This window comes from Enterobacter sp. NFIX59 (assembly GCF_900113755.1).
In the GTDB taxonomy this organism is placed as follows: Bacteria; Pseudomonadota; Gammaproteobacteria; order Enterobacterales; family Enterobacteriaceae; genus Enterobacter; species Enterobacter pseudoroggenkampii.
In genome coordinates this window covers 482,500-500,765 of the sequence record NZ_FOQN01000002.1, presented here as the reverse complement: position 1 = coordinate 500,765, position 18,266 = coordinate 482,500, and the positions used below count along the sequence as shown (strand labels likewise).

The window sequence follows — 18,266 nt, the reverse complement described above, 5'->3', positions numbered from 1 at the left end:
AGCTTGCCTCGTTGTTAGCGCAGGGCGGGCTCTCATTTGGCCAGAGCCAGCACCGCGCGGGCTGTCGTCTCCTCCGTCACCAGGCCATTGATACGGCGACCCTTCAGTGCGGCATAAATCGCATCGGCTTTCTCTTCCCCTCCGGCCACGCCAACGATGGTGGGCAGCTGCGCCAGCTCATCAAGCGAGACGCCGAGTAATTCTTTATGGATCTCCAGCTCCTCGACGCACTCCCCTTCGGCATTGAGGAAATAGCCGAGAATGTCGCCGACCGCGCCTTTGCGGGCGTACATCAGCTGTTCACCTTCGCTGATATAGCCGGATCGCAAGATCGTGGCGTCACGGCGCTGGTTCACCGACCCAATGCCGACCACCGCCACGTCGGCAGCGGTGGCGGCGAGGATTACGTCCCGCACGCTGGTCTCGCGTTTTAAGATCCCGGCCACCTCGGCGGATGACACGCGAAGCGGGGCGGGGATCATGCTGACGCTGCATGCCGCGTCCAACTGGCCGATACCGGTCATATACGGCCCGACGCCGCCGGAGAGCGTCACCAGGCGGATCTGCTGCGAGCTGATAAAGCCGCTCAGGTGCTGCAGGCTGCTCATGGTGGTTTCACCAAACCCCACCGCCAGCAGCTGGCCGGGCTCCAGTACGCCCATCAGCGACTGCGCCGCGCCAATGCCGAGCCGCACGTTCATCGGCGGCGTATTCAGGGCGGGCATCACGCGCACCAGCTTCAGGCCAAAGCGCTGCTGTAGCTCGGTCTCCAGCGCCAGGCAGCCCTCGTAGCGGGAGTTGATCTGCACGCGGATCACCCCGGACTGACGGCCCTTCTCCAGCAGGCGGGAGATTTTTAATCGCGGCAGCCCGAGCCGCTCGCCGATATCGTTTTGGGTCAGCCCGTCGTGGTAGTAGCACCAGGCCACGCGCGCCACCAGCTCCTCTTCCGCCAGTGCCAGCCCGGCAAACCGTCCTTCTTCCGCAGTGCGTTTATCGCTCATAGTTGAACTCTTATAAAAATTTAGATCATATGTTCGTGATGGCGCGAAGGGAAAGTGTGAGCCACGCGACAAAACGGATCATTTCGATCGTTTCTGGTTTATCTGAATCTCAATCGGTAAAACTGTGATCCCTGCACGGTTGTAAATATAGTTCACCGTCTACGCTTTTGAACATTATTAAATCTAAAAATCATTTGTTCAATAGCGGAGCGATGATGAACTCACTTCTCGACGCGCGGAATATCAGCAAGCAGTTCTCAGGCGTGCCGGTTCTTAAAGGCATTGATTTCACGCTGCTTGCGGGCCAGGTGCACGCCCTGATGGGCGGAAACGGCGCGGGAAAATCGACGCTGATGAAAATCATCGCCGGGGTCGAGACGCCGGACGGCGGTGAACTTTCCGTCGAGGGGCAGTCATATGCGCGGCTGACGCCCGTACAGGCGCACAGGCTTGGCATTTACCTCGTGCCGCAGGAGCCTCTGCTGTTCCCCAACCTGACGGTGCGGGAAAACATCCTGTTCCGCCTGCCGCGCGAGCGCGATCTAGAAAAGTGCCTGGCGGAAAAACTCCAGCAGCTGCAGTGCCAGCTTAACCTCGACGCTACCGCCAGCACGCTGGAAGTGGCGGATCAGCAGATGGTGGAAATCCTGCGGGGCCTGATGCGCAACGCCAGGATCCTGATCCTCGACGAACCCACAGCCTCCCTCACGCCGGGTGAAACCGAACGGCTGTTCCGCCAGATCCGCGCCCTGCAGGCACTCGGCGTCGGGATTGTTTTTATCTCCCATAAGCTGCCGGAAATTCGCGTGCTTTCGAGCCACGTCTCGGTGATGCGCGACGGCGCGGTGGTGCTGAGCGGCGAAACCGCGCAGTTTGACGACAGCGCCCTGATTGCCGCCATGACGCCGGTAAGCCGGGAGAAATCCCTCAGCGATACGCAAAAGCTGTGGCTGGCGCTGCCGGGCAACCGCCGCACCCAGCCGCAGGATTTCCCGGTGCTGCGCGTTGACGATCTTACCGGGGAAGGCTTTATCGATCTCAGCCTTGAGATCTATGCCGGGGAGATCGTCGGCCTGGCCGGGCTGGTGGGATCCGGGCGCACCGAGTTTGCGGAAACGCTCTACGGCCTGCGGCCGGTACGTGGCGGCCGCATCTGGCTGGAGAACCAGGAGATTGCCGGCGATCCGGTAAGTTCACGCCTGGAAAAAGGGCTGGTCTACCTGCCGGAAGACAGGCAGGTGTCCGGCCTGTTCCTCGACGCGCCGATCCGCTGGAACACCGTGGCGCTGAACGAGCCGTCGCTCTGGCAGCAGCGCAAGCGGGAGTCTGCGGTCGTGGAGCGCTATCACCGGGCGCTGGGGATCAAGCTCAACCATGCGGATCAAACCGTGCGCACGCTCTCCGGCGGCAACCAGCAGAAGGTGCTGCTGGCGCGCTGTCTGGAGGCCAATCCTTTATTACTGATCGTCGATGAACCGACGCGCGGCGTGGACGTCTCGGCGCGCGCCGATATCTACCAGCTCATCAAAAGCGTGGCGGCGCAGAACGTGGCGGTACTGATGATCTCAAGCGATCTCGATGAGTTTCCGGGCCTCGCGGACCGCGTGCTGGTGATGCATCAGGGCGTACTCAGCGGCGAGCTGCCGCGCCATGCCGTCAGCCTCGACAGAATGATGGCGCTGGCGTTCGGAGGGCAAGCATGAAGACCTTACTGAAAAACCGCGAGCTGAGCGCGTTTCTCGCCATTCTGGCGCTGTTCGCCGTGCTGGTGGCGCTCAATCCGTCCTACCTGAGTTTGCAGACGCTGGGGATGATCTTCGCCAGCTCGCAGATCCTGATCCTGCTGGCGATCGGCGCGGCGCTGGTGATGCTGACCCGCAATATCGACGTCTCCGTGGGTTCAACCGTCGGGCTCTCCGCCATCGCCGTCGGCGTGGCGCTGAACGGCGGCTACAGCCTGCCCGTTTCCATCCTCTTCGCGCTCACGGTTGGCGCGCTGGCCGGGTTATTCAACGGGTTTCTGGTGGTGGGGCTGCGCATCCCGGCGATTGTCGCCACCCTCGGCACGCTGGGGCTGTACCGTGGAGCGATGCTGCTCTGGACGGGCGGAAAGTGGATTGAAGGGCTGCCGCCGGGGTTGAAATCGCTCTCTGAGCCTGCGGCCATCGGCGTGTCGCCCCTTGGTATGGTGGTGTTGATTATCGTGGTCACCGGCGCGTGGACGCTGTCGCGCACCGCGTTCGGGCGTGATTTTTACGCGGTGGGGGATAACCTCGCTGCCGCGCGGCAGCTGGGCGTGGCGGTGAACCGCACCCGCATGATCGCCTTTACCCTCAACGGCGTGCTGGCGGCCTGCGCCGGGATCGTCTTTGCCGCGCAGATTGGTTTTGTGCCCAACCAGACCGGCAGCGGGCTGGAGATGAAGGCCATCGCCGCCTGCGTGCTCGGGGGGATTTCGCTGCTGGGCGGCACGGGCACGCTGGTTGGCGCGCTGCTCGGCGCCTTCTTCCTGACCCAAATCGACACCGTGCTGGTGCTATTCAGGCTCCCGGCCTGGTGGAACGACTTTATCGCCGGGCTGGTGCTGCTGGGCGTCCTGGTGCTCGACGGGCGTCTGCGCCAGGCGCTGGCGCGCCATCAGCGGGCGCTGAAGTACGGTCGCTTCCAGCCGGGTAACAGAGGGGGGAAGCACGTCACCCCGTTTCCCAAACGCAAAAAAGAGGTGGCGTAAATGAGGCTTAACTGGGAAAGCGCGCTGCTCATTTTGCTGGTGCTGGAGATCCTGCTCTTCGGCGCCATCAACCCGCGCATGCTCGACATCAACATGCTGCTGTTCAGCACCAGCGACTTCATCTGCATCGGCATTGTGGCGCTGCCGCTGACGCTGGTGATCATCAGCGGCGGGATCGACATCTCCCTCGGCTCGACCATCGGCCTGTGCGCGATTGCGCTGGGGGTGATGATGCAGGCTGGGTGGCCGATGGCGGTCGCCGTTCCGCTGACGCTGCTGCTGGGACTGCTGTGCGGGCTGGTAAACGCGGCGCTGATCCACTACACCGGCATCAGCCCGCTGGTGATTACCCTCGGCACGCTCTACCTCTACGGCGGCGGGGCGCTGCTGCTCTCCGGCATGGCGGGAGCCACGGGCTACGAGGGCATCGGCGGCTTCCCGGACAGCTTCACGGCATTGGCTAACCTCACGGTGTTTGGCCTGCCGATCCCGCTGGTGCTGTTCGCGGTGATTACCGTCTTCTTCTGGCTGATTACCCACCGCGGGCGCTTTGGTCGTCATCTGTTTTTGATTGGGCAGAATCCTCGCGCGGCGCGCTATGCGGCGCTGTCGGTGAACGGCATGCCCTACGCGCTGTACGGCCTGGTGGGCGTAGCCTCCGCGATTGCCGCGCTGGTAATGGTCTCCTATTTCGGCTCCGCGCGTTCGGATCTGGGGCGCGATTTACTGATGCCCGCGCTCACCGCTGCCGTGCTCGGCGGGGCCAATATCTACGGTGGTTCAGGTTCGGTTGTCGGTACAGCGCTGGCGGCGCTGTTGGTGGGGTATCTGCAGCAGGGTTTACAGATGGTCGGCATCCCCAACCAGGTGTCGAGCGCGCTGTCAGGGGCGCTGCTGGTTGTGGTGGTGATGGGACGTTCGCTGAGTCTGCACCGCGAGTGGGTGCGTTCTCTCTTTAGAAAACTATCCGGAGCGTAAGATGAAAACAAAACTGTTCGTCCTGGCAATGGCCCTCAGCTTCGCCTCGGCGCAGGCGGCGGACCGCATTGCCTTTATCCCGAAGCTGGTGGGCGTGGGCTTCTTCACCAGCGGCGGCAACGGCGCGAAAGAGGCGGGGAAAGACCTCGGTGTGGACGTCACCTACGACGGCCCGACCGAGCCGAGCGTCTCCGGCCAGGTGCAGCTGATCAATAACTTCGTCAACCAGGGCTATAACGCCATCATCGTCTCCGCCGTGTCGCCGGACGGCCTCTGCCCGGCGCTCAAGCGCGCGATGCAGCGCGGCGTCAAGGTTCTGACCTGGGACTCCGACACCAAACCGGAGTGCCGCAGCATCTATATCAACCAGGGAACGCCGGAACAGCTGGGCGGCCTGCTGGTGGAGATGGCGGGCAAGCAGGTCACCAAACCGAATGCCAAAGTGGCGTTCTTCTACTCCAGCCCCACCGTCACCGACCAGAACCAGTGGGTGAAAGAGGCGAAGGCCAAAATCGAGAAAGATCATCCCCAGTGGCAGGTCGTCACTACCCAGTTTGGCTATAACGACGCCACCAAATCGTTGCAAACCGCCGAAGGGATCTTAAAAGCGTATCCGGATCTGGATGCGATCATCGCCCCGGACGCCAACGCGCTGCCGGCCGCTGCGCAGGCGGCGGAAAACCTGAAGCGCGAAGGGGTGGCGATTGTCGGGTTCAGTACGCCGAACGTGATGCGTCCGTACGTTGAGCGCGGCACGGTAAAAGCTTTCGGCCTGTGGGATGTCGTACAACAGGGCAAAATTGCGGTCAATGTCGCCGATCGTTTGCTGAAAAAAGGCGATCTTAACGTCGGCGACAGCGTGGACGTAAAAAATATCGGGGCGCTGAAGGTCGAGCCGAACAGCGTGCAGGGTTACCAGTATGAGGCGAAGGGCAACGGCATCGTGCTGCTGCCGGAGCGGGTGGTGTTCACCAAAGAGAACATCAGCAAATACGATTTCTGACGGGGGAGCAAATGGCTGATTTAGACGATATCAAAGACGGTAAGGATTTTGGCATCGGCACGCCGCAGGTCAACGTGCCGTTCACGCTGAAGGGCTGCGGCTCGCTGGACTGGGGCATGCAGTCCCGCCTGGCACGCATCTTCAACCCTAAGAGCAACCGTACGGTGATGCTGGCCTTTGACCACGGCTACTTTCAGGGGCCGACCACCGGCCTTGAGCGTATCGATCTCTCCATCGCGCCGCTGTTTGGTGAAACCGACGTGCTGATGTGCACCCGCGGCATCCTCAGGAGCCAGGTGCCCGCCGCCACGAACAAACCGGTGGTGCTGCGCGCCTCCGGCGGTAATTCGATTCTGGGCGAGCTGTCGAACGAGTGCGTGGCGGTGGCGATGGAGGACGCGCTGCGCCTGAACGTCTGCGCCGTGGCGGCACAGGTCTATATCGGCAGCGAGTTTGAGCACCAGTCGATCAACAACATCATCAAGCTTGTCGATGCGGGCGCGCGCTACGGCATGCCGACGCTGGCGGTGACGGGGGTCGGTAAAGAGATGGCGCGTGACGCGCGCTATTTCTCGCTCGCCAGCCGCATCGCCGCCGAAATGGGGGCGCAGTTCGTCAAAACCTACTACGTGGATGAAGGCTTTGAAAAAGTGACCGCCAGTTGCCCGGTGCCGATTGTCATCGCCGGGGGCAAAAAGCTGCCGGAGCACGAGGCGCTGGAGATGTGCTGGCGTGCGATAGATCAGGGAGCATCCGGCGTGGACATGGGGCGCAACATCTTCCAGTCCAGCGCGCCGCTCGCCATGCTAAAGGCGGTGAAAAAAGTGGTTCACGAGAACTGGAATGCCCGCGATGCGTTCCAGTTCTGGCAGGAAGAGAAACAGGGAGAAGCAAAATGAACGTGACGCTGGTTGAAATCAACATTAAGCCCGAGCGGGTGGACGAGTTTGTGGAGGTATTCCGCGCCAACCACGAGGGGGCAATCAAGGAGCCGGGAAACCTGCGCTTTGACGTATTGCAGGACCCGAGGGTGAAAACCCGCTTCTTTATCTACGAAGCCTATAAAGACGAAGAGGCGGTGCTGGCGCATAAGCAAACACCGCACTATCTGGCGTGCGTGGATAAGCTTGAGGAATTGATGTCGGAGCCACGTAAGAAACGGAGTTTTGTGGGGTTGTTGCCGGAGTAACGGTACGGGTAAGAGGTTGTGTTGCTTTTGTAGGCCGGGTAGGCGTTAGCGCCACCCGGCATTGTTCAGGCCAGCACCAGATCCGCAAGTATCGCAGCAAGCGCTTCGCGCGGCTCACCCTGAATAGCCTGAAGCGGGAAGGGGAGCGCGGGTGTTTCCACTTTCCCCAGCATTTCTGCCGCTGCCGCTACCACCCGCAAGCTGCCGTATCGACGGAACAATTCCCACAGCGGCTCCAGCCGCTCGGATTGTGCCGCCTCTTTCGAACGGGCAATCGCCAGCGCTGTTTGCGGAAACAACCCGCCGACCACCGAGTACCAGACGTCAAACCCGGCATGCAGGGCGGAGGCCGCTCGCCAGTCGCCGGCGATGCCCAGCGTGACGGTATCAGGAAGACGAGCGCGTACCTGCGACAGGTCCTCCGGCACGCGGCCAAGCTTTATGGAGCCTATATTCGGCAGGGCCGCGGCGGCAAATAACAATTCATCGCTAAACGAAAAACCGGTCGTGGCGGGATTATCGTAAATGCACAGCGGTACGGAGATCTGGCGGGTCACCGTTTCATAGAGATTAAACACTTCGTCTTCCGTTAATCGCTGGTACGACACGGGCGCCAGCAGCAAGCCGGAGACACCTGCCGATTGCGCGTCGTCAGCCAGACGCAGAATATCGTCCAGCCGTAATGCGCCAATGCTGACGATGACCGGAATGTCATCAGCATGCGCCGCCGCGCAGCGTGCGATCCGACCGCGCTCTTCTACGGTCAGATAGGCATAGCTTCCCGTTGAGCCGAGAATGCCCAGAGAATCCACGCCAGCGTCGACCAGGGGGCGCAGAAGATTGATGGAGGACTGCTCGTCAAACGTCCCCTCTTTCAGGGGGGTTAACGGAAAAGCGCTTAATCCGTGAAACATCGTGTTGTCCTCTTACAGCGTCAGCATCTTAACCTGAGCCGTGGCCCCCGGCATCAGCCGCTGCAGGTTGTTGACCAGCTCTTCTCCCGCCTCTTCCAGTGCCGCAAGCGGCATCGACGGCAGGCTTTCAAGAATAAACCACATAGATTGCGCCTGGCTGTCCAGACGGGTACGCACCCCCTGTCGCCAGTTCCAGCGGCGGCAGGTGACGCCGAGGTTGTCGCGCCAGATAACCTCGTCAGGTTCCGGATGTTCTACCACTGGTTGTCCCTCTTTTAAAGTATCAAACGGCTCGCTGCCGTCGGCCAGCGTCAGACGCGGCGCACCCGAGTACGCCGCGAGATTTTCCCCACCCACCGGAATGGCATAGCGAATGCTCACCGCGTTATAGATATCCACCACCGGATCCAGCGACGGCAGCGAACCGTCTTTCAGTACCCGCTTGCGCAGGGCCGCGGCGGAACAGGGCGTGCGTTTCGGTTTCGCGCCGAAGGCTTTAAACACCTCATCCCAGTCTGAAAGGTGTGCATCAGCCCACGGCACATCATCATTCAACATCTGCTGACAGGCCTGCGCCAGCGCGGCGGGCGCTACCTCCGGGTGGGTAATCGGCCCAGCTTCAACCAGAATGCTCAGCGCCCGAAAGCCTGGGGCAATCCCGGCAAGACGCGAATCTATTGACGGCGTAACGAGAGACATAAATAATCCTGTATTGACTGTTTTATACCATGGTAGTGACCAATGACTGATAAAGTCAATATAATGACTGATTCGGGTGCCGATGTTGCCCAGGTAAGCCTGGCCGTGGCGAACCGCATTCGCAACTGGCGTAAAGAGAAAAAGCTGTCGCTGGACGAGCTGTCCCGCCGCGCCAGCGTCAGCAAAGGGATGCTGGTGGAGATCGAAAAGGGCGCAGCCAATCCCAGCATCGCCATTTTGTGCAAGCTGGCCGCCGCGCTCGGCATCTCCGTGGCGGATATCGTCAACGTCTCCAGCGAGCCGCTGGTACATGTTATCGAAGAAGAGGCGATTCCGGTGCTGTGGCAGGGCGCGCTGGGTGGACGCGCCAGACTGCTGGCGGGTACCGCGGGACCTGACATGATTGAGTTATGGCAGTGGGAGATGCAGCCGGGAGAACGGTTTACCTCTCCGGGGCACCCGGCGGGAACCTTTGAGCTGCTGCACGTAAACGAGGGCGTGTTAACGCTGACGGTGGATGAGACGGTGACCCAGGTTAACGCTGGTGCGTCGGCGGTGGCGAAAACGGAAGCGTCGCACGGCTACGCCAATGAAAGCGATACCGTGCTTCGCTTCACCATGACGGTGGCGGAGTTTCACCGATAAAAAACTGCCGGGTAGCGTAACGCCACCCGGCGTTGATTACGCCTCTTCCACGCTCACCCGCAGCGCTGCCAGCGCTTTACGCGCCGCTTTCAGCACCTGCTCACACTGCTCAATCGTCAGCGTCAGCGGCGGTTCAATGCGGATGGTTTTCGAGTTGTTGAGCGTTCCGGCCACCAGCACCCGCTGGCGGAACATCTCGCTCGCGAAGCTGTAGCCGGTTTCGTTATCAACAAACTCAATCGCCATCAGCATCCCTTTCCCACGCGCGTCCTGCACCAGGTCCGGATACTCCCGGCCTAGCTGACGGAAGCCGTCCAGCAGCATGTCGCCTTTCTGCTCCGCCTGCGCGGGCAGGTTTTGCTCCAGCAGCACGTTAATGGTCGCCAGAGCGGCCGCACAGGCCAGCGGGTTACCGCCAAAGGTGGTGGTATGCAGGAACGGATTGTCGAACAGCACCGAGAAGACCTCCTCGGTGGCCACCGTCGCGCCAATCGGCATCACGCCGCCGCCGAGCGCCTTCGCCAGGCACAGGATGTCCGGCTGCACGTTCTCGTGCTCGCAGGCAAACATCTTGCCGGTGCGCCCCATCCCGGTCTGGACTTCGTCGAGGATCAGCAGCGCGCCAAACTCATCGCACAGCTGACGCACGGCGGGCAGATAGCCCTGCGGAGGGAGGATCACGCCGCCTTCGCCCTGAATCGGCTCCAGGATCACCGCCGCCACGTCATCGCCGGTTTTGCGGCATTCGCTCAGCGCGGTGCGCATGGCGTTGATGTCGCCAAACGGCACGTGGCGGAAGCCCGGCAGCAGCGGCATAAACGGTTTGCGGAAGGTGGATTTGGCGGTAGCAGACAGTGCGCCCAGGGATTTCCCGTGGAACGCGCCGCTGGTGGCGATAAAGGTGAATTTCCCGCGCGGCGACTGGTACGCTTTGGCGAGTTTAATCGCCGCTTCGACCGATTCCGTGCCGCTGTTGCTAAAGAAGCTGTACTTCAGTTTGCCGGGCGTTAAGGCCGCCAGCGTTTTCGCGAGCATGGCGCGAAGCGGGTCGAGCAGTTCCTGGCTATGGAGAGGTTGTTTCGCAAGTTGATTCTGTACGGCGGAAACCACAACTGGATTACGGTGCCCCACGTTGAAAATTCCAAAACCTCCCAGGCAATCGATAAACTCCTGTCCCTGGGTGTCGACAAGCGTGTTCAGACTTCCCGCTTGCCACTCTACGGCTCCGTAATCCCCGCCGGCGGTAACAGATTTGCGATACTCCAGAAACCCTGGATTGACGTGCTCTTTAAAGTAATCGATGACCTCTCGGTTAAGTTGTTTCATCTCCTCATGATCGAGCGTTCGCTTCTCAATGAGATTCAGTGCGTGCGCGGTACAGGCAAGAGCCGAGGCGCTGGAAGGTAACCTGTTCAAAATGTGCTCCCGGGGATCGCGTATCACATGATACTGAGTTAAGTATTGCAGGGATTACGCCACTTCAGATGACTTAACGAAAATCGGGATAAACGCCAGGTTAAAATAATGTTGCACAATATTTAATCATGCCGGAGCAACCGAAACGGGTTTTAGCGGTACAGGGAAGAGAGGATAAATGAGGACGGAAACGCGCAGCTGCACTAAAGAAGTGCATTCGCTGCAACTTAAGGGGGCGTTAACGGGTCATGCTTTACAGGTAATTTCTTTACGAAAGTATTTGAAATCAATGAATTAAAAAATCGTACAAAAAGTATGGTTTAAGTCAAATCTGCGATCTCCATCAAGTTTAACAACTAAAGATAAATTGTTTACCGCCGAAAAAACATTGACCCACAAAATTAACATTCAAATAACCTGCAAGGGATGCCCACGATGTCCTCTCCAACCTATGTCACCCAGAATGAATATCCTCTGGACGATGACACCACCTTAATGTCTACAACAGACGTCCACAGCTACATCACCCACGCCAACGACACCTTTGTGCAGGTGAGCGGCTACCAGCTCGATGAGCTGACGGGCCAGCCGCACAATATGGTACGCCATCCCGATATGCCAAAAGCCGCGTTTGCCGATATGTGGTACACGCTGCAGCAGGGCGAGCCGTGGAGCGGGATTGTTAAAAACCGGCGCAAAAACGGCGACCACTACTGGGTGCGTGCGAATGCGGTACCGATGGTGCGCCGCGGGCAGGTGACGGGCTATATGTCCATTCGCACCAAAGCCACAGCGGAAGAGATTGCCACCGTGGAGCCGCTCTACCGGGCGCTGAACGACGGGCGCTGTAAAAAACGTATTCATAAAGGGCTGGTGGTCGGAAAGGGCTGGCTGGGCAAACTGCCGGCAATGCCGCTGCGCTGGCGTGTGCGCAGCGTGATGGCGGTGCTTTTTGCCGTACTCGCCGCCACGCTGGTCGCGACCTCCGCCGGGTGGATGCCGCTTGCCGCAGCCGCGCTGGTAATGCTGCTGGGGACGCTGCTGTTTGAGCAACAGATTGTCCGCCCGGTAGAGAATGTGGCGCAACAGGCGCTGAAGGTCGCAACCGGCGAGCGCAACAGCGTGCAGCACCTGAACCGCAGCGACGAGCTGGGGCTGACGCTGCGTGCGGTCGGGCAACTGGGCCTGATGTGCCGCTGGTTAATCAATGACGTGTCGAGCCAGGTGGTGAGCGTCCGTGACGGCAGCGACAGGCTGGCGCAGGGGAATGAAGATCTGAACGATCGGACGCGTCAGACCGTGGCGAACGTGCAGCAGACCGTCGCAACAATGAACCAGATGGCCGCGTCCGTTCAGAGTAACTCCGAAACCGCCGCCGAGGTGGACAAACTCTCGGTGGCCGCGAGCAGCGCGGCAACGAAAGGGGGCAACGCGATGCAGACTGTCGTTAAAACCATGGATGACATTGCCGACAGCACGCAGCGAATTGGCTCGATTACCTCCCTGATTAACGATATCGCTTTCCAGACCAATATTCTGGCGCTAAACGCGGCGGTTGAAGCAGCAAGGGCAGGGGAGCAGGGTAAAGGGTTTGCCGTGGTCGCGGGTGAAGTCCGTCATCTCGCCAGCCGCAGCGCCAGTGCGGCTAATGATATTCGTAAACTCATTGATGCCAGCGCCAGCAAGGTGCAGTCCGGCTCTGAGCAGGTACACGCCGCAGGCCGTACGATGGATGATATCGTTGTGCAGGTGAAAAACGTGACGCAGCTTATCGCCCAGATCAGCCACGCGACCTCCGAGCAGGCAACCGGACTGTCAGAGTTGACCCGCGCGGTGGCTGAACTCGACAGCATCACGCAGAAAAACGCCGACCTGGTCGAGGAGAGCGCCCACATTTCTGCGATGGTGAAGCATCGCGCCGGACGCCTTAAGGATGCGGTGACTGTGCTCCATTGAGTCAATAATGTTCCGGAAAAGCCGTTTATTCCGTAAGGAATAAGCGGCTTTTTATTTTCTGGTTGTGACTATTAATGTATTTTATTGTTAAGTTCATATTAAATAACTAAAGAAAGTGCCTCAGTTATTTATTCCTGCCTAAGTCAGTTCTTCAGAATCCTGTTTCAAAAATACCTCGTTTGACGGTCTGGTAACGATCGATGAAGCAATATTAATAGCCTACACCTATGCATTGTGAGGGTTATGAAATAAAAAAACGATCAAAGTCATAAAGTTAGAAAATTCGTTACCGATAACAGCGATCGTCTGAGAAATAATCACATCGATGGAGAAAATATGTTCTTACATGACGTAAAGATCGGCACGAAATTATTTCTGGCGTTTGGATTCTTTATTGTCCTGATGGCGATCAGCGCGAGCCTGTCTCTGCTGAGTCTGAACCGGGCTAATAACGGGATGCAATCCATTATTACCAGTGATTATCCGACCACGGTAAAAGCGAACCAGTTAATCGATAACTTCCAGGAATTTATTAGCACGCAACAGCTGATGCTGCTGGATGAGCAGGGTACCTACACGGGGCAATCGCAGCAGCGCCTGAAAGAGATCAGCGAGCACATCACGGTGATCCTCGGCGAGCTGAACAACGCGCTGCAGGATCAAAAGTCTCAGCAGGTGCTGGCGGATATCCGCAGCGTGCGCCAGCAGTATCTGGACTCGCGCTACCGCATTTTGCAGGCGGTGCAGAACAACAATCGTGCGGGCGCTATTCAGGAGATGATGACCACCACCCTCGCCGTGCAGCAGGCTTATAAAGCGAAGGTGAAGGAGCTGATTACGATTCAAAACAGCGAGATGCAGAGTGCAGGGGCGCAGGTAGAAGGAGATTTCAGGTCTAACCGCCTGCTGCTGATCCTGATCACGCTCTTTAGCGTCGTGGCAGGCAGCCTGATTGGCTGGTTTATCGTGCGCGCTATCACACGTCCGCTCGGCGAGGCGGTGCATTTTGCAAAAGCCATTTCAGAGGGCGATCTGACGGGAAGCATCACGCCGCACGGCAAAGACGAAACGGGTCTGCTGCTGCATGCGCTGATGGAGATGAAGACGCGACTGTTGGACATTGTGCAGCAGGTGCAAACCGGCTCGGAGAATATCTCCAGCGCAGCCGCGCAGATTGTCGCCGGGAACCAGGATTTGGCCGCGCGCACGGAAGAGCAGGCAAGTTCTGTCGAACAGACCGCTGCCTCGATGGAGCAGATCACCGCGACGGTGAAAAATACTGCCTCGCATACCGGGGAAGCGACCAACCTTTCGGCCGATGCCGCCACGGTGGTCAAAAACAACGGTGAGATGATGAAGCAGGTGACCAGCAAAATGCGCCTGATTAACGAAACATCGAACCGGATGTCCGACATTATCGACCTGATCGACGCCATTGCGTTCCAGACCAACATTCTGGCGCTGAACGCGGCGGTGGAAGCGGCGCGCGCCGGCGAGCACGGACGCGGCTTTGCGGTGGTGGCCGGTGAGGTTCGCCAGCTTGCCCAGAAGAGCGCGTCGTCTGCCAGCGAAATCCGGGAGCTGATTGAGAGCTCCACCAGCCAGACCCAGGACGGGATGAACCTTGTCGAAAAAGCGAGTGGGCTGATCAACGGGATGGTGGGTAACGTGGAGGAGATGGACGTGATTCTGCGGGAAATTCGCCAGGCCAGCCACGAGCAGACGGAAGGTATCTCGCAGATTAACAGCGCGATTGGCCTGATTGATGCCACCACCCAGCAGAACTCCGCGCTGGTGGAGGAGTCTGTAGCTGCAGCGGCATCGCTTAACGAACAGGCGATGCACCTGAAAGAGCTGGTACGCGTCTTCCGCGTGAGCGAGCACGCGCCGGCTTAATCCAGCTGGGAGATCTCCAGCGCCGCGCGGTCAATCACGCCGATAATCTGCTTAAGCTGCGCGTCGCTGAGCTCTCCCTGATTCACCTTCAGGTCTAACACCGCTTTGAAGTTATCCAGCGCCCGCTTCATCTGCGGGTTTTTGCGCAGCTGAAAACCGACGCTGCGCGCTTTGATACGCACCTGGATCTGTTCCAGCTGTTCCCGGTTTTCATCCAGCCAGCGCTGTCCTTCAGCGGTAATCGCAATGCGCTTACGCCCGCTCTCTTCTTCCGTAATGGTGATAAAGGTCTGATCCTGAAGATAATCCAGGGTTGGATAGATGACGCCCGGGCTCGGGGTGTAATTCCCCTGGGTCAGGTTTTCAATCTCTTTGATCAGTTCGTAGCCGTGGCTCGCGCTACGGGTCAGGATATCCAGAATCACCAGCCGCAGATCGCCGTGGCCGAAAAAGCGCGGTCGGCGCCCGCCGCTGTCGTGTTCGTGTCGCATAACAGGTCCTTTAATTGATATATCTAAACTATATCTAAGATATATTCAGATGCAATCTAAAAGATCTTGCATTTTTCCTTATTAGTAATCATTATCATTTGAAAATTGATTTAGATATATCGTATTAACCAGCAAAGGGTCTAAAAATGGCATCTACCCGTTATCCACAGCGTGTTCGTAATGACCTGCGTTTTCGCGAGCTGACGGTGCTCCGCGCTGAGCGCGCCAGCGCGGGTTTCCAGCGCATTGTTTTAGGCGGCGAGGCGCTGGAGGGCTTTAGCTCCCGCGGTTTCGACGACCATACCAAAGTCTTTTTCCCGGCACCCGGGACGACGTTTACGCCGCCGGTGGTCACCGATGAAGGCATCGACTGGGGCGACGGCGTGCGTCCGCAGGCGCGCGACTATACGCCGCTCTACGATGAGGCAAATCATGAACTGGTTCTCGATTTCTTCATTCATGACGGCGGCATTGCCAGCAGCTGGGCGGTCGAGGCGAAAGCGGGCGACAGGCTGACCATCGGCGGCCCGCGCGGTTCGCTGGTGGCGCCGGAGGATTACGCCTGGCAGCTGTACGTGTGCGATGAATCCGGCATGCCCGCGCTGCGTCGACGTTTAGAAAGCATTGCTAAACTGCCGGTTCGCCCGGAGGTTCATGCGGTCGTGACGGTCGGGGACGAATCTTATAAAGACTATCTGGCGCACCTGAGCGGGTTCAATATCACCTGGGTGGTGGGCCATAGCGAGCAGGCGGTCGCAGAACATCTGACGGCGCTGACCGTTCCGGGGGAAGACTACTTCATCTGGCTGACCGGGGAAGGGAAGGTGGTGAAAACGCTGAGCCGTCAGTTTGAAACCGACGCGATTGATCCGCAGCTGGTGCGTGCCAGCGCATACTGGCACGCCAAATAATCAGGCGGCGGAATCCAGCTGCGCTTCGTTCACCTGATGTTCGAGCGAGGCGCGGACCTCGTGCAGCGCTTTCTCCTGCTGAGCGAAGTACGCTTCCATATTATTGAGCGACGAGACCAGCAGCCAGGACTCCTCTTTCTCCAGTTCCGCCAGCTCGTTCACTAAAATGTCGATTTGCTCGCGGACCTGCGCCATTTTTTTGCGGATACGTTCCAGATCGTTCAGCCTGTCGCTGGCCATCAATGGCTCGAAGCCCTGTTGCAGGCGGGCCACCAGCGAGCGAATGGCTTTCACATCGCCGCGCTGCTTCGCCTGGTTAAGCTGCACCATCATGCTGTTGGCTTCTTCTTTCAAATCGTCCGCCACGAGGTCCGGGTGGCAGAGCTTGCTCGCCTGCCGCCAGAGGCGCTTGAGCTCGTTCTGGTCTTCTTCCGAAAGATGCTTACCTTTGCGCAGCCGCACTTCGGCATCGTGATGCTGTTCGCGATACTTCTCGTACTCTTCGTTCGCCTCGTCGCGCGCCTGACGCGCAGGCTCCTCTTCGCGCGTTAAGCCGCTCTCCAGCTCCAGCGCTTCGGCCAGCAGGTTGGCAATCAGATTGCTTTGCTGTTCCAGATGCTTACGCGCCTCAGCGGCCTGGACGGAGTCGGCCGGGAGATCGCGCCAGCGCTGGGTGAGCGTCGCCAGCACCTCTACCGCCTGCGCCATATAGTGCTGGCAGCGACGGTAATCTTCCTCGCGACGACGCGCTTCCGCCTGCTGACGACGCAGGTTTAGCTCCGCCAGGGTTTTACGCAGGGCGAGGATCTGCTGCATCAGCGGCCCAAGGCGGGAAAAATAGAGATCGTTAAACTCATCAAGCTGCTGCACGCGGGCGTTGCGGCGGTCAATCAGATCGCGCAGACGCTCTTCCAGCGCCTTCAGCTCCAGCTTGCTGGCGGCCACCTGCGGGTCGCGCCACGGGGTGACGGCGCGCTGGCCCTGCAGCCAGGCGGTAATGGCCGCCATGGCCGCGGTGTAGTTCTTCTCCTCAAGCGCCACGACGATTGCCTGTAGCTCATCGTCAAACGCTTCATTTTTCAGGCGTGTCAGCTGGCTCTGGATGATGTCGTCATCTTCCAGTTCAATGGCATTTTTAATGATTTCTAGCCGTTTGATCGGTGTGCTCATGATGCCTTTCGCTTTGGCGCTTAAGTATTTGAGTTAAGGTTAGTTGTTGTAAAAGCTACAGGAAATAATACACACGGATGATGATCGGCGCGATGGGGGATTTCTTTAGTTTTGCAGTTTGTGAGGTGGGGAAGTGAGCAGGAGCCTGTAAGGTGGAGGGTGAGGATAGCTCCGTTTCCTGCTCTACCTGTGAAACCATTCTTGGCTATGGGCTTTGCAATTCCTTCAACGCGCCTTGTGCGGCATTCTCAATCTGATTGCAGAACGCTTTACCGCCTTCGGGACAGCTATCCGTGGCGTTTCTCACGACTTTATCGAGCTCGCGATCGTTCGTGGTCGTATCGATGTGATTAATCATCCATGACTCAAAAGCGCGATCGTTTACAGATAGCTGCATGAGTTGATGGGAGGTTTTCCAGTTGTCGGCTAACAGCCCGACAATAGTCGCTGATATCCCTTCTGCGATATATCCCTCATCACACTGTCTGTAATTTTTGTAAAAAGAATGGATGCCTTGCCAGTCCTGAATGGCAGAGGCTGCGTTATCTGCCTTGTCCATTTCTTCAACAGAAGTACAGTCATTTGCATAAGCCACGTGCGATATCACTAACATAATCAAAAACAGCTGCATCGTTTTCATATCAAGTTCATTCCCGGTGGGATATAGATATTTTCAAATTTCTGCGTCGCACTCATAGCCGAGCAGCCGCTGTTATTTGATACGGTGATGGTTGAAAGGGAGGATTTAGCCATGTGCTCTTTTATTTTTGGATAAACTGGAGTGATATGTAGTTTATTATTTAATGGTTCAAAGATTAAGCGCTCAGAAAAGCGCTTGTTATAATATGATGCTAACGTTTTGAGTCCTTATCCTTTTCTTGCTTAACCTCATTGATTACATCGAGCATATTGCTTAAGCATTCTCTTGCTGGGGAGCCCGCTTTCTCCAATGCTGGTTTAGCCTTTGCTAAATAGGTTTCAACCTCCGCATTAGTGCTGTGTATCATCATCGGTATGCTACATATCAAAGTGGTTCCAAACCGTTGCTGTAAAGGGTCTGGGTTCAACTCAAATTGATTGGTGACATTCAGCACTAATTCTGGGGCGCGGATAAGCGCCATGCTGATGGCGGTCGCCAACTGTTCAGCATGCTCGTCATCCAGATTATCACCAGTGCTTTTAATCTTCGCTGGTAATGCCTGAATAGCTGCCATGTCAGCGCTGGACACCAGCTTAATATAGGTTATCCAGTCACTCTCTGAC

18 protein-coding genes are annotated in these 18,266 nt (G+C 58.1%); 10 read left to right on the top strand and 8 right to left on the bottom strand.

The genetic code is table 11. The features are described 5' to 3' along the window. Nucleotides 1-32: 32 nt before the first annotated feature. A complete protein-coding gene (gene lsrR, locus BM007_RS11230; RefSeq protein WP_003862617.1) occupies nucleotides 33-1,004 on the bottom strand; it encodes a transcriptional regulator LsrR in 972 nt (323 codons plus the stop codon). 215 nt (nucleotides 1,005-1,219) lie between these two features. On the opposite strand from lsrR, the gene lsrA reads away from it, so the two are divergent. Genes lsrA through lsrG form a run of 6 tightly spaced genes read left to right on the top strand, consistent with a single transcriptional unit; the run spans nucleotide 1,220 to nucleotide 6,905 of the window. Next, on the top strand, nucleotides 1,220-2,707 hold the full coding sequence (lsrA, locus tag BM007_RS11225) for an autoinducer 2 ABC transporter ATP-binding protein LsrA (RefSeq protein WP_090418800.1): 1,488 nt from the start codon (nucleotides 1,220-1,222) through the stop codon (nucleotides 2,705-2,707). Next, the gene (gene lsrC, locus BM007_RS11220; protein ID WP_048992614.1) at nucleotides 2,704-3,735 is read left to right on the top strand and encodes an autoinducer 2 ABC transporter permease LsrC; all 1,032 of its coding nucleotides are present in this window, start codon (nucleotides 2,704-2,706) and stop codon (nucleotides 3,733-3,735) included. Before lsrA ends, lsrC begins: the two co-directional genes overlap by 4 nt. Continuing rightward, nucleotides 3,736-4,713, top strand: coding sequence for an autoinducer 2 ABC transporter permease LsrD (lsrD, locus tag BM007_RS11215; protein WP_090418797.1), 978 nt, complete (start codon nucleotides 3,736-3,738; stop codon nucleotides 4,711-4,713). Nucleotide 4,714: 1 nt separating this feature from the next. Then, on the top strand, nucleotides 4,715-5,716 hold the full coding sequence (gene lsrB / locus BM007_RS11210) for an autoinducer 2 ABC transporter substrate-binding protein LsrB (protein WP_023333523.1): 1,002 nt from the start codon (nucleotides 4,715-4,717) through the stop codon (nucleotides 5,714-5,716). Nucleotides 5,717-5,727: 11 nt separating this feature from the next. Next, the gene (lsrF, locus tag BM007_RS11205; protein WP_048992618.1) at nucleotides 5,728-6,615 is read left to right on the top strand and encodes a 3-hydroxy-5-phosphonooxypentane-2,4-dione thiolase; all 888 of its coding nucleotides are present in this window, start codon (nucleotides 5,728-5,730) and stop codon (nucleotides 6,613-6,615) included. Then, complete coding sequence (lsrG, locus tag BM007_RS11200) at nucleotides 6,612-6,905, top strand: (4S)-4-hydroxy-5-phosphonooxypentane-2,3-dione isomerase (RefSeq protein ID WP_090418794.1); 294 nt, start codon at nucleotides 6,612-6,614, stop codon at nucleotides 6,903-6,905. The genes lsrF and lsrG overlap by 4 nt, the downstream gene beginning before the upstream one ends. 65 nt (nucleotides 6,906-6,970) lie before the next feature. On the opposite strand, the gene BM007_RS11195 is transcribed toward lsrG, so the two are convergent. Further along, the gene (locus BM007_RS11195) at nucleotides 6,971-7,819 is read right to left on the bottom strand and encodes a dihydrodipicolinate synthase family protein (RefSeq protein ID WP_090418791.1); all 849 of its coding nucleotides are present in this window, start codon (nucleotides 7,817-7,819) and stop codon (nucleotides 6,971-6,973) included. A gap of 12 nt (nucleotides 7,820-7,831) precedes the next feature. Further along, nucleotides 7,832-8,518: a B3/B4 domain-containing protein gene (locus tag BM007_RS11190; protein ID WP_090418788.1), complete on the bottom strand. Its 687-nt coding sequence runs from the start codon at nucleotides 8,516-8,518 to the stop codon at nucleotides 7,832-7,834. A gap of 42 nt (nucleotides 8,519-8,560) precedes the next feature. Here BM007_RS11190 and BM007_RS11185 point away from each other — a divergent pair, with 42 nt between their 5' ends. Further along, nucleotides 8,561-9,163 (top strand): helix-turn-helix domain-containing protein, encoded by a 603-nt coding sequence (locus BM007_RS11185; protein ID WP_048992625.1) that lies wholly within the window; start codon nucleotides 8,561-8,563, stop codon nucleotides 9,161-9,163. 36 nt (nucleotides 9,164-9,199) lie between these two features. Here the strand turns inward: BM007_RS11185 and ygjG are convergent, their stop codons facing one another. Continuing rightward, nucleotides 9,200-10,579, bottom strand: a complete 1,380-nt coding sequence (gene ygjG, locus BM007_RS11180; RefSeq protein ID WP_032650311.1) for a putrescine aminotransferase — start codon at nucleotides 10,577-10,579, stop codon at nucleotides 9,200-9,202. A 435-nt stretch (nucleotides 10,580-11,014) separates the two neighbouring features. On the opposite strand from ygjG, the gene BM007_RS11175 reads away from it, so the two are divergent. Together BM007_RS11175 and BM007_RS11170 are read left to right on the top strand one after the other, a co-directional pair. Continuing rightward, nucleotides 11,015-12,535, top strand: a complete 1,521-nt coding sequence (locus tag BM007_RS11175; RefSeq protein WP_090418784.1) for a methyl-accepting chemotaxis protein — start codon at nucleotides 11,015-11,017, stop codon at nucleotides 12,533-12,535. A gap of 336 nt (nucleotides 12,536-12,871) precedes the next feature. Next, on the top strand, nucleotides 12,872-14,431 hold the full coding sequence (locus BM007_RS11170) for a methyl-accepting chemotaxis protein (protein ID WP_024906426.1): 1,560 nt from the start codon (nucleotides 12,872-12,874) through the stop codon (nucleotides 14,429-14,431). On the opposite strand, the gene BM007_RS11165 is transcribed toward BM007_RS11170, so the two are convergent. Further along, on the bottom strand, nucleotides 14,428-14,922 hold the full coding sequence (locus BM007_RS11165; RefSeq protein ID WP_090418780.1) for a PadR family transcriptional regulator: 495 nt from the start codon (nucleotides 14,920-14,922) through the stop codon (nucleotides 14,428-14,430). The genes BM007_RS11170 and BM007_RS11165 overlap by 4 nt on opposite strands. A 146-nt stretch (nucleotides 14,923-15,068) precedes the next feature. Between BM007_RS11165 and BM007_RS11160 the strand changes: the two genes are divergently transcribed. Then, entirely contained in the window at nucleotides 15,069-15,833 is a 765-nt protein-coding gene (locus BM007_RS11160) for a siderophore-interacting protein (RefSeq protein WP_090418776.1), read from the top strand. Here the strand turns inward: BM007_RS11160 and BM007_RS11155 are convergent, their stop codons facing one another. From BM007_RS11155 to BM007_RS11145, 3 genes are all read right to left on the bottom strand, one after another. Next, on the bottom strand, nucleotides 15,834-17,003 hold the full coding sequence (locus BM007_RS11155; RefSeq protein WP_024906429.1) for a coiled-coil domain-containing protein: 1,170 nt from the start codon (nucleotides 17,001-17,003) through the stop codon (nucleotides 15,834-15,836). A 205-nt stretch (nucleotides 17,004-17,208) separates the two neighbouring features. After that, complete coding sequence (locus BM007_RS11150; protein WP_061716449.1) at nucleotides 17,209-17,643, bottom strand: hypothetical protein; 435 nt, start codon at nucleotides 17,641-17,643, stop codon at nucleotides 17,209-17,211. 211 nt (nucleotides 17,644-17,854) lie between these two features. Continuing rightward, complete coding sequence (locus tag BM007_RS11145; RefSeq protein WP_231103412.1) at nucleotides 17,855-18,217, bottom strand: hypothetical protein; 363 nt, start codon at nucleotides 18,215-18,217, stop codon at nucleotides 17,855-17,857. Nucleotides 18,218-18,266 lie beyond the last annotated feature (49 nt).

Coding starts and splice junctions, on each gene's coding strand:
- lsrR (WP_003862617.1), bottom strand. CDS start 1,004: ATGAGCGATAAACGCACTGCGGAAGAAGGACGGTTTGCCGGGCTGGCA.
- lsrA (WP_090418800.1), top strand. CDS start 1,220: ATGAACTCACTTCTCGACGCGCGGAATATCAGCAAGCAGTTCTCAGGC.
- lsrC (WP_048992614.1), top strand. CDS start 2,704: ATGAAGACCTTACTGAAAAACCGCGAGCTGAGCGCGTTTCTCGCCATT.
- lsrD (WP_090418797.1), top strand. CDS start 3,736: ATGAGGCTTAACTGGGAAAGCGCGCTGCTCATTTTGCTGGTGCTGGAG.
- lsrB (WP_023333523.1), top strand. CDS start 4,715: ATGAAAACAAAACTGTTCGTCCTGGCAATGGCCCTCAGCTTCGCCTCG.
- lsrF (WP_048992618.1), top strand. CDS start 5,728: ATGGCTGATTTAGACGATATCAAAGACGGTAAGGATTTTGGCATCGGC.
- lsrG (WP_090418794.1), top strand. CDS start 6,612: ATGAACGTGACGCTGGTTGAAATCAACATTAAGCCCGAGCGGGTGGAC.
- BM007_RS11195 (WP_090418791.1), bottom strand. CDS start 7,819: ATGTTTCACGGATTAAGCGCTTTTCCGTTAACCCCCCTGAAAGAGGGG.
- BM007_RS11190 (WP_090418788.1), bottom strand. CDS start 8,518: ATGTCTCTCGTTACGCCGTCAATAGATTCGCGTCTTGCCGGGATTGCC.
- BM007_RS11185 (WP_048992625.1), top strand. CDS start 8,561: ATGACTGATAAAGTCAATATAATGACTGATTCGGGTGCCGATGTTGCC.
- BM007_RS11175 (WP_090418784.1), top strand. CDS start 11,015: ATGTCCTCTCCAACCTATGTCACCCAGAATGAATATCCTCTGGACGAT.
- BM007_RS11170 (WP_024906426.1), top strand. CDS start 12,872: ATGTTCTTACATGACGTAAAGATCGGCACGAAATTATTTCTGGCGTTT.
- BM007_RS11165 (WP_090418780.1), bottom strand. CDS start 14,922: ATGCGACACGAACACGACAGCGGCGGGCGCCGACCGCGCTTTTTCGGC.
- BM007_RS11160 (WP_090418776.1), top strand. CDS start 15,069: ATGGCATCTACCCGTTATCCACAGCGTGTTCGTAATGACCTGCGTTTT.
- BM007_RS11155 (WP_024906429.1), bottom strand. CDS start 17,003: ATGAGCACACCGATCAAACGGCTAGAAATCATTAAAAATGCCATTGAA.
- BM007_RS11150 (WP_061716449.1), bottom strand. CDS start 17,643: ATGAAAACGATGCAGCTGTTTTTGATTATGTTAGTGATATCGCACGTG.
- BM007_RS11145 (WP_231103412.1), bottom strand. CDS start 18,217: ATGGCAGCTATTCAGGCATTACCAGCGAAGATTAAAAGCACTGGTGAT.